Source organism: Limnohabitans sp. INBF003 (genome assembly GCF_055396645.1).
This window is the reverse complement of record NZ_AP029222.1, coordinates 1,927,026-1,936,726: the sequence shown is the minus strand read 5'-3', so window position 1 is coordinate 1,936,726 and position 9,701 is coordinate 1,927,026. Positions and strand designations below refer to the sequence as shown.

10 protein-coding genes are annotated in these 9,701 nt (G+C 62.3%); 4 read left to right on the top strand and 6 right to left on the bottom strand.

Annotated elements, in window-relative coordinates; genetic code table 11:
- Positions 1 to 4 precede the first annotated feature (4 nt).
- Positions 5 to 811 (top strand): peptidylprolyl isomerase, encoded by an 807-nt coding sequence (locus ACZ5VE_RS08860; protein ID WP_464454825.1) that lies wholly within the window; start codon positions 5 to 7, stop codon positions 809 to 811.
- Between the two features lie 19 nt (positions 812 to 830).
- Here ACZ5VE_RS08860 and ACZ5VE_RS08855 read toward each other — a convergent pair whose 3' ends face one another.
- Entirely contained in the window at positions 831 to 2,255 is a 1,425-nt protein-coding gene (locus ACZ5VE_RS08855) for an FAD-binding oxidoreductase (protein ID WP_464454824.1), read from the bottom strand.
- 5 nt (positions 2,256 to 2,260) lie between these two features.
- Positions 2,261 to 2,668: a DUF2069 domain-containing protein gene (locus ACZ5VE_RS08850; protein WP_464454823.1), complete on the bottom strand. Its 408-nt coding sequence runs from the start codon at positions 2,666 to 2,668 to the stop codon at positions 2,261 to 2,263.
- A 21-nt stretch (positions 2,669 to 2,689) separates the two neighbouring features.
- Between ACZ5VE_RS08850 and ACZ5VE_RS08845 the strand changes: the two genes are divergently transcribed.
- Positions 2,690 to 3,946 carry a YihY family inner membrane protein gene (locus ACZ5VE_RS08845; protein WP_464454822.1) on the top strand — a complete coding sequence of 419 codons (1,257 nt, stop codon included), beginning with the start codon at positions 2,690 to 2,692 and terminating at the stop codon, positions 3,944 to 3,946.
- Positions 3,947 to 3,964: 18 nt separating this feature from the next.
- On the opposite strand, the gene ACZ5VE_RS08840 is transcribed toward ACZ5VE_RS08845, so the two are convergent.
- From ACZ5VE_RS08840 to ACZ5VE_RS08825, 4 genes are all read right to left on the bottom strand, one after another.
- Entirely contained in the window at positions 3,965 to 4,276 is a 312-nt protein-coding gene (locus ACZ5VE_RS08840) for an Mpo1-like protein (protein ID WP_464454821.1), read from the bottom strand.
- A 21-nt stretch (positions 4,277 to 4,297) separates the two neighbouring features.
- On the bottom strand, positions 4,298 to 5,638 hold the full coding sequence (locus tag ACZ5VE_RS08835) for a cytochrome P450 (RefSeq protein WP_464454820.1): 1,341 nt from the start codon (positions 5,636 to 5,638) through the stop codon (positions 4,298 to 4,300).
- 139 nt (positions 5,639 to 5,777) lie between these two features.
- Positions 5,778 to 6,596: an alpha/beta fold hydrolase gene (locus tag ACZ5VE_RS08830; RefSeq protein ID WP_464454819.1), complete on the bottom strand. Its 819-nt coding sequence runs from the start codon at positions 6,594 to 6,596 to the stop codon at positions 5,778 to 5,780.
- Positions 6,593 to 7,891 carry an O-acetylhomoserine aminocarboxypropyltransferase gene (locus ACZ5VE_RS08825; protein WP_464454818.1) on the bottom strand — a complete coding sequence of 433 codons (1,299 nt, stop codon included), beginning with the start codon at positions 7,889 to 7,891 and terminating at the stop codon, positions 6,593 to 6,595. The genes ACZ5VE_RS08830 and ACZ5VE_RS08825 overlap by 4 nt, the downstream gene beginning before the upstream one ends.
- A gap of 114 nt (positions 7,892 to 8,005) precedes the next feature.
- Between ACZ5VE_RS08825 and ACZ5VE_RS08820 the strand changes: the two genes are divergently transcribed.
- Positions 8,006 to 8,473 (top strand): CBS domain-containing protein, encoded by a 468-nt coding sequence (locus tag ACZ5VE_RS08820; RefSeq protein WP_464454817.1) that lies wholly within the window; start codon positions 8,006 to 8,008, stop codon positions 8,471 to 8,473.
- Between the two features lie 128 nt (positions 8,474 to 8,601).
- Complete coding sequence (gene aroC, locus ACZ5VE_RS08815) at positions 8,602 to 9,699, top strand: chorismate synthase (protein WP_464454816.1); 1,098 nt, start codon at positions 8,602 to 8,604, stop codon at positions 9,697 to 9,699.
- Positions 9,700 to 9,701 lie beyond the last annotated feature (2 nt).

Below are 9,701 nucleotides of genomic sequence, written 5' to 3'. Positions count from 1 at the left end.
CATTGTGAAGATTCATTCGAAGTATTGGGTGTCGGCGCTGGGTTTGTGCAGCACTGTGTTTTTGTCGGGTGCGGCGTTTGCGGCCGACGCCCCTGTCGCTGTGGTCAACGGCGTGCCGATCGCCGCACGGTTGATGGACCGCAATGTCGAGGCGAATGTGGCCCAAGGCCAGAAAGACACGCCCGAGTTGCGAGCCGCGCTCAAGCAAGAACTGGTGGCACGTGAGTTGATGACCCAAGAGGCGCAAAAGCGTGGCCTCGACAAATTGCCCGCTACGCAAGATGCCTTGCAGGCGTTGCGCCAAAACCTGCTGATCGAGTTGGTGCTGAACGACGAGTTCACCAAAAACCCGATCGCCGAGGCAGAATTGAAGACCGAATACGAGCGCCAGGTCAAAGCCTTGAAGGCTGCGGGTGACCTGCAACAGTTTCAGATTTCGACCATTGTTCTGGCCACCGAAGCCGATGCCCGCTCGGTGATGACGGCGGTGCGCTCAGGTCAGGCGTTTGATGCCTTGGCCAAGGCCCGCTCGATGGACCCGAGCAAAGACAAAGGCGGTGAGTTGGGTTGGTTCTTGCCTGATCAAATCGCGCCGGCCATCTCCAATGTGGTGGTCAACTTAGCCCCAAGTGCCGTGTCGGCAGCGCCCATCCAGGTCGGCCCTTACTGGCATGTGGTCAAGCTGACCGCCAAGCGCCCCTATCAGGTGCCAGGCTTTGACGAAAGCAAGAGCCTGTTGCAAGCCGCCGTGGTCCAGAACCGCCGGGGTGCCTTGCTCAAGAAATTGAGCGATGCAGCTGTGGTGAAGTGAGTTTTTGGGGCTGGGCGTTTTAGCCCAGCACCCGCCCCGGGTTGAGCAGGTTTTGCGGGTCCAGCGCCTGCTTGACGGCCCGCATCATGGCCAGGGCCGTCGGGTCTTTGTAAAGCGGCAGTTTGCCCACCTTGAGTTCGCCCACACCGTGCTCGGCGCTGATGGAGCCGTCAAAGCGTTTGACCTGGTCAAACACCAGGGTGTTCACGCGTTCTTCGTTTTCGCGCAGAAAAGTGGGGCCATCCACGCCTTCGGGCGCTTGCACGTTGTAGTGCAGGTTGCCATCGCCCAGGTGGCCAAAGTCGACCATGCGCACGCCGGGCACTTCACGCGCCAACAGTGCATCGGTCTCGGCCACAAAGGCTGGGATGCGTGAGACCGGGATGCTGATGTCGTGCTTGATGTTCAGGCCTTCGGTGGCCTGGGCCAGGGTGATGCTTTCGCGGATGTGCCACAGGCCTTGGGCTTGGCTCAGGTTTTCTGCGACGACGGCGTCCGTGACGCACCCGGCCTCCAGTGCGGCTTCGAGCAGCGCTTCAAACTGAGCACGGGCGTGGGTTTCGCTTTCGCTGTCAGAGTTTTCAAGCAGCACGCACCAAGGCGACTCTTGCCACAGCGGCACGCGCAGCTGGGGGTAATGTTTGTCGACCAAACCCAGCGCAAATTGGCCCATGACCTCGAAGCCCGTGAGGCCTGGGCCCAAGCGCTGGTGCGCTAGGCCGAGCAGCTGCACGGCCGCTTCCATGCTGGGCACGGCGGCCCAGGCGGTGAGTTGCGCGGCGGGCTGGGGATAGAGCTTCATGGTCGCGGCGGTGATGATGCCCAGCGTGCCTTCGCTGCCGATCATCAAATTGCGCAGGTCGTAGCCGGTGTTGTCTTTGCGCAGGCCGGTCAGGCCGTGCCAGATGTCGCCTTGCGCGGTGACGACTTCGAGGCCCAGACACAGCTCACGCGTGTTGCCGTAGCGCACCACCTGCGTGCCGCCTGCGTTGGTGCCCAGGTTGCCGCCAATGGTGCAGCTGCCTTCGGCGCCCAGGCTCAGGGGGAACAGAAAACCGGCCGTCTCGGCTGCGGCTTGCAGGTTTTGCAGCACGCAACCGGCTTCCACCGTGATGGTCAGGTTGGCCGGGTCGATGGCGCGCACCGCGTTCATGCGGGTCATGCTGAGCACGATTTGCTGGCCCGAACTGTCGGGCACGCCGCCCACCACCAGCCCGGTGTTGCCGCCTTGCGGCACGATGGGCGTGTGGTGTGCCGCGCAGGCCTTGACCACGGCAGCCACTTGGGCCGTGTTGCCCGGGCGCACCACGGCCAGGGCCAGGCCCTTGACGCGTTTGCGCCAGTCTTGTTCCCACGGGCTTAGGTCGGTGGCCGGGTCGTCGTGCGTGTGCACGTTGGCGTCGCCACAAATCTGGCGCAGCTGTTCAAGCAAGGTCTGGGTCATGGTGGTCAGTCTCGGGGTACAGACACAAAATTGCCCGTGGCCTTGGCGGCTTTGAAGCGGATGCGCACATGCAGCGCACACGCCATAAACAAGGTCGAGCATAAAAAGATTTGCAGTCCTGCCAGTGCATTGGATGGCCAGGCATCGCCCCAGGCACGCACCACGCCCTCTGTAAAGTACAGCCAGACCAGCATGCTGACCCAGCGGTAGGTGTACATGCGATTTTTGAGCAGACCGGACAGCGGAATGCACAAAGGCAAGACCTTGATGGCCCACAAAGTGCCGCCCGGCCGCAGGGGGGCCAGCCAAAGCTCCCAGGCCAAGCCCAAAACGATCAGGCCCAGCAGGCTGCCTACGGCCATCCAGCGGGTGAATTCGACGCCAGCGGGTGTGTTTTCTGTGTGTGTGTTCATTGCGGTGGCATCATACCGGGCATGCAATCTTCCCCCTCAACGTCCACTTGGCGAGTGCAAGCCTCGCTTTGGTGGCAAGAATTGACCGTTTTCCCTTGGCGTCAGATGGCTGGTGTTTTGGCCGAACGCTTTCGCGATGCCCGTTTGGGCGTGAGCGCCAGCTCGCTCACCTTCACCACCGTGCTGGCTTTGGTGCCGCTGTTTGCCGTAGGTTTGGCCGTGTTCGCGGCGTTCCCGGTGTTTGGCAAGTTCCAGGACACGATCCAGCGCTGGCTGATCGAGAGCCTGGTGCCCGAGAGCATTGCCCGCCAGGTGCTGAGTTACCTGACGCAGTTTTCCCGCAAGGCCAGCCGTCTGGGCTCGGCAGGTTTGGTGGCGGTGCTGTTGTCGGCGGTGTTTTTGATGGTGACGATCGAGCGCACCTTGGGCCAGATCTGGCGCTTGCGGCGTCAGCGGCCTTTGCCGCAAAGGGTGTTGCTGTATTGGTCGGCCATCACTTTGGGGCCTTTGTTGCTGGGTGGCAGTTTGGCCATCACCTCTTATGTGGTGACAGCCTCGCGCGATGTGGTGGATGTGTTGCCGGGCTCGATCCGCTGGTTGCTCGACAGCTTTGAGTTTTTGCTGCTGACCGCTTGCGTGAGTGGCTTGTATTTTTATGTGCCTTACACCCGTGTGCGGTGGCGTCATGCCATCACGGCCGGTTTTTTGGTGGCGGGGGCGTTGGAGTTGGCCAAGAAGCTGATGGCGGTTTACCTCCTTCAAGTGCCCACTTATTCATTGATTTATGGCGCTTTTGCGGCACTGCCCATTTTGTTGGTCTGGATTTATGTGACCTGGTTGCTGGTGTTGTTGGGCGCGGTGCTGGCATCCAGTCTGCCCGAGTTGGGGCGGCAAGAGTGGCGCAAACCCGAAGGGGCGGGCTGGGGCTTTCGTTTGGCTTTAGAGGTGTTGGCCGAGCTGAATGCCGCCAAGGCGTCTGAGCAGCGCGGCTTCAGCACCGATGATCTGGCGGTGCGCTTGCGTGTGGAGCCCAGCGAACTGCGGCAAGTGCTGGAGGTCTTGCAGGGCCTCGATTGGGTGGGCCGCCTGACCGAACAAAATGACCAGGGCCAAGCCCGTCAAGTGCTGTTGATCGACCCCTTGCAGGCCAATGTGGCGCCGTTGGCCGACCGCTTGTTGGTGCTCAGGGCTTTTGCGGCCGATCTGGTCTGGGCGCAGACGGGCCTGGACCAGATTGCGGTGGCGCAGTTGCTGCCTGAGCCGACGGCACCTGCTTGAGAGTTTGAGGGCTTGCCCTTAAAAGCTCACCCGGCCGCGCCACATGTCTCGGTACATCACCCAGTCGCCCATGAAGCTGTAGAGCGGGCGCTTGAAGCTGGCGGGCTTGTTTTTCTCGAACACAAAGTGCCCGATCCACGCACAGCCATAGCCGCACAGCAGGCCATACAAAAAGTATTGGGGCTTGCCCGTGACGGCCAGCATGGCCAGGCAGACCAGCGACAGGGTGCTGCCCACAAAATGCAGGCGCCGGCAGGTGTTGTTGCTGTGTTCGCTCAGGTAGAACGGGTAGAACTCGGCAAAGCTGGCGTGTTGAGCGGCGTCGGTCATGGCGGTGTCTCTTCAAAAATTTCAGACGGTGCGAAAAGGCGCGCTTAAAAAGCCACGAAACCTTGCCCGGCCCCCGCGCACAGGCGTTTGCGTGAGCTGGTAATCGGGGAAGCGCTGCAAAAAGCGGCCGATGGCGATGCGGCCTTCGAGCCGCGCCAGGCTCAGGCCCGCGCACTGGTGCACGCCAAAGCCAAAGGCCAGGTGCTTGTTGCCGGTGCGGCGCAAGTCGAGTTGCTCGGGGTTCTCGTACACCGCCGGGTCGCGGTTGGCCGCGCCAATGCACAGCGTGACCAGTGCGCCCGCAGGCAGATCGACGCCATTGACCTGGGTGGCTTGCAAAGCGCGTCGGTTGCCCAGCTGGTTGGACGATTCAAAGCGCAAGAATTCGTCCACCGCCAGGCCCAAAATTTGTTCGCGCTCTTCGTCGCTGGCCGCTTGTTTCAGGTCGGCCTGGAGTTGTTCGCGCTGCTCTGGCCATTCCTGCAAGGTGATGAGGGCGTTGCCGATCAGGTTGGTGGTGGTCTCGTGTCCGGCGTTGAGCAAAAACACGCAGTTTTGCAGCAGCTCGACTTCGCTCAGGGCGTCGCCACCCGTTTGGCCATCCTTTTCTCCTTGGATCAGCCGGGTCAGCACATCATGCTCCGGGTCGCCGGGGTGCTGGCGGCGCTTGGCGACCAGCTCGCGCAGGTAGGCCAAGAATTCGTTCACACTGTGGTTGCCCAGCGCTTCCTGCGCGGGCGTGAGGGCCGGTTCCAGCGCGCCCAAAATGGCCAGCGACCAGCCACGCAAGGGCTCGCGGTCGGCGAGCGGCACGTCCAGCAGGTTGCCGATGATCTCGACCGGGATGGCTGAGGCAAAGTCTTCGATCAGGTCACCGCCGCCTTGGGCCTCGATCTTGTCCAGCAGGCTGTCCACCAGCAGGACCAGCCCGGGCTCCATGGCTTCAATGGCCCGGCGCGTGAGGGCACCCATGATCAGCCGCCGCACCCGGGTGTGCCGCGGTGCGTCGTTGAAGACCAGGCTGTTGGTGTGGTGCTCGAACAGCGGGGCCACACCGCCCGCTGTGGTGTATGGGGGCGCATTGAACGGGGCGTGGTTGTACTTGGGGCCAAACTCGACTTGCTTGTCCGAGCTGAAGACCTTGGCGTCGCGGTACACCGCCACCAGATCGGCATGGCGTGTGAGGAAATACGAGCCATCGGGCATGCGCTTGAAGGGCTCGGCCTCGCGCAGCGCGGCATAGACCGGATAGGGGTTGTTCAGGAAGTCGGTGGGCAGGGCGCGCAGGTCCAGCGATTGGGCAATCTCGTGGGCCCTGTCTGCCGACAGCGCCGGGGTGATGCTGGAAATCAGAGTGTTCATGGTGCAGGAGCGCACACCTGTGCGCGAATGTTCGGCAAGGGCCATGCAGGCATTCGGCTGCGGGGGCAGCCTCCCACAAAGCCAGAGCGTCTGTCGTTTTTTGTGGGAGCGAGCCCCTGCTCGCGAATGTTCGTCAGGGTCATGGCTTCAAAAAATCCTTGAGGGCCTGCAACACGCCTTCGGGTGCTTCGGTCATGAGCGAATGGCCTGCGGGCAGATGCACCACCTTGGGCTGGGCGCACAGACCGATCAGGCTTTGCGCGGCCTTGGGTGGCGTCATCTGGTCGGCACTGCCCAACACAAACAGGGTGGGGCAAGTCACCTGGGGCATCGCTGCTTCGCCGCCGCTGTAGGTGTCGCAGGCCTTGAAGCCGGTGTGGAACACATTGACCTGCGTGTTGCTGGCCAGCACGCGGCGCATCAGCGCCTTGCTGCCGCCATACAGCCAGGTGCCTGGTCCGAGGGCAGAGGGGGGCGGTGCCAGCGTGGAATGCGAAAAGTTGTTGACCATGTCGATGGCCTTGAATGGGGCGCTGACCGACAAGTCGAGCAAAGCGGGTGAGACACGCATCGGGTAGGCGGTGCCGACCATCACCAGGTGACTCACCCGGCCCGGGTGCGCCTTTGAATCGCGGGCGGTGGCTTCGAGGGCAATGAGTGATCCAAAGCTGTGGCCGATCAGCGCGGCCTTTTCAACCTTCAGGGCATCGAGCAGCGCGATGATGGTGTCGGCCGCTTCTTCAACGCTTTGAGGCGGTACGCCTTCGCTTTTGCAGTGGCCGGGCAGGTCGATGGCCAGCACGTTCCAGCCGTGGTGCGCTAGGTAGCGGGTTTGCAAGATCCAGACACTGTGGTCGTTGAGCACGCCATGGATGAACACGGCGGTGGGCTGGGCGGGGTTGAATTCTTTGCCGCCGGTGTAGGCGTAGAGATCGTGACCTTGGACAGAGATTTTCATGCGGCTTTCTCCGCGGCTTTGAGTGCTTTCTTCAGGTCATCAATCAGGTCGGCCGGGTCTTCCAGCCCGATCGACAAGCGGATGGTGCCGGGGCCAATGCCACTCGCCACCAGGGCTTCATCGGTCATGCGGAAGTGCGTGGTGCTGGCCGGGTGGATCACCAGGCTGCGGCAGTCGCCCACATTGGCCAAGTGGCTGAAGACCTTGAGGGTTTCGATGAACTTTTGGCCCTGGGCACGGCTGCCTTTGATGTCGAAGCTGAACACCGAGCCTGCGCCACGCGGCAGCAGTTTTTGCGCCAATGCGTGCGAGGGGTGGCTTTCCAGCATGGGGTGGCCCACGCGGCTGACCAGCGGGTGCGCCGCCAAAAAATCGACCACTTTGGCCGTGTTTTCCATGTGCCGGGCCATGCGCAGGGGCAGGGTTTCGATGCCTTGCAGGATCAACCAGGCGGTGTGCGGGCTCATGCAGGCCCCGAAGTCGCGCAGGCCCTCGCGCCGGGCGCGCAGCAAGAAGGCCCCCACGGTGCTTTCCTCGCTGAAGACCATGTTGTGAAAGCCTTCATAGGCCTGGCTCAATTCGGCAAATTTGCCCGATTTGTCCCAGTCAAAGCTGCCGCCATCGACCACCAGGCCGCCCACCACCGTGCCGTGGCCCGCCAGAAACTTGGTCGCCGAGTGGTAGACCAGATCGGCCCCGTGGTCGAACGGCTTGATCAGCCAGGGTGAGGTGAGCGTCGAGTCCACCAGCAGCGGCACGCCCGCTTCATGGGCGATGGCGCTCACGGCCTCGATGTCCAGCACATCCATGCCGGGGTTGCCCACGGTTTCGCCAAAAAACAATTTGGTGTCGGGCTGCACTGCAGCCCGCCAGGCGTCCAGGTCGCCGGGTTTGACAAAAGTGGTGCGGATGCCGAAGCGGCTCAGGGTGTAGTGCAGCAGGTTGTGTGAGCCGCCGTACAAAGCCGACGAAGCCACGATGTGCGAGCCCGCGCCCATGAGGGTGGCGATGGCCAGGTGCAAGGCGGCCTGGCCGCTGGAAGTGGTGATGGCACCGATGCCGCCTTCCAGCGCCGAGATGCGCTGCTCCAGCACCGCGTTGGTGGGGTTGCTGATGCGGCTGTACACATGGCCCGGGCGCTCCAGATTGAAGAGAGCGGCGGCTTGGTCTGTGGACTCAAAAACAAACGAGGTGGTCAGGTGGATCGGCACGGCCCGTGCCCCTGTGGCCGGGTCGGGTGCAGCACCTGCATGCAGGGCCAAAGTGTCAAAACCGGGATCGCTGTAACCAGCCATGAAAGGTCTCCGAAAAAAGAAAGTGTCCGGCAAGCTTGAAGCCTGACGCTTGGCGTTCATTGTGGGCTATATTGATATCCAATCTAACCCGGATCGACCCTCAGGAGACACACCATGAAAGTCAGCGACATCCTCCGCGTCAAAGGCGGCACCCTGTTCACAGTGCAGTCTGACGAACCTTTGTCCCGTGCCATGAACGACATGGCCGAAAAAGACATTGGCTCTTTGGTGGTCATGGCCAAGGGGGCGCTGGCGGGCATGCTGACTTTCCGTGAGGTGATCCAGCAAATCGTCAAAAATGGCGGTCATGTCGGGGCCACTTTGGTGCGCGAAGCCATGGACGCCCAGCCGCTGACCTGCACGGGCGAGACCGACATCGACGATGTGCGCCGCATGATGCTGGAGCACCACGCCCGCTACATGCCGGTGATGGACGGCCCCATGCTGATGGGCGTGATCAGCTTTTATGACGTGGCCAAAGCCGTGGTGGATGGCCAGAACTTCGAAAACAAGATGCTCAAGGCCTATATCCGCGACTGGCCCGATGGTTCCTCTGCTGAAGCTGAAGACGTCAAGCTCTGATCTTGAAGGGGCGCAAGCCCCTGTTTTTTGTGGGAGCGAGCCCCCGCTCGCGAATGTTCGAACGACCATGGTCCGCGCAGATTCGGCCTCCTACAAAATACGCGGCTCCCTCTGGGATAATGCCCAGCATGAGCGGCAATACCTTCGGAAATCTCTTCTCGGTCACCAACTTTGGTGAATCCCACGGCCCAGCCATTGGCTGCGTGATCGACGGCTGCCCTCCGGGCATGCCCCTGAGCGAGGCCGATATCCAGCCCGACTTGGACCGACGCCGACCAGGCACCAGCAAATTCGTCACCCAGCGCAACGAGCCCGATGCGGTGCAGATCGTCTCGGGTGTTTACCAGGGCCTGACCACCGGCACCCCGATTTGCCTGCTGATCCAGAACACCGACCAGCGCAGCAAGGACTACGGCGACATCCTGCAGACCTTCCGCCCCGGCCATGCCGATTACACCTATTGGCGCAAATACGGCCTGCGTGACCCGCGTGGCGGTGGCCGCTCGTCGGCCCGCCTGACGGCCCCCATGGTGGCGGCTGGCGCGGTCGCCAAAAAGTGGCTCAAGGAAAAATTTGGCACCACTTTTGTCGGCTGCATGACGCAAATTGGCGATGTGCCAATCGGCTTTGAGAGCTGGGACCATGTGCCGAACAACCCGTTTTTTGCCCCGGTGGCCGATGTCTCGGCGCTGGAGGATTACATGAACGCCCTGCGCAAGTCGGGCGATTCGTGCGGTGCCCGCTTGCGCGTGGTGGCGCGGGGTGTGCCCGTGGGCCTGGGGCAGCCGCTGTTTGACAAGATCGATGCCGACATCGCTTTCGCCATGATGGGCATCAATGCCGTCAAGGGTGTGGAGATTGGCGCGGGCTTTGGTTGCGTCACGCAAAAGGGCAGCACCGCTGGTGACACGCTCACGCAGCAAGGCTTTGTCGGCAACAACGCCGGTGGCGTGCTCGGCGGCATCAGCACCGGGCAAGACATCGAGGTGTCGATTGCCGTCAAGCCCACCAGCTCGATTTTGATTCCCCGCGACTCGATCGACTCGAATGGTCAGCCGACCGAAGTCATCACCAAGGGCCGCCACGACCCGTGCGTGGGCATCCGCGCCACCCCGATTGCCGAGGCCATGCTGGCCCTGGTGGTCATGGAACACGCCTTGCAGCACCGAGCCCAATGCGGTGATGTCGAGCACGATTTGCCCCCCATCGCAGCGGCTAAGCCTTGATG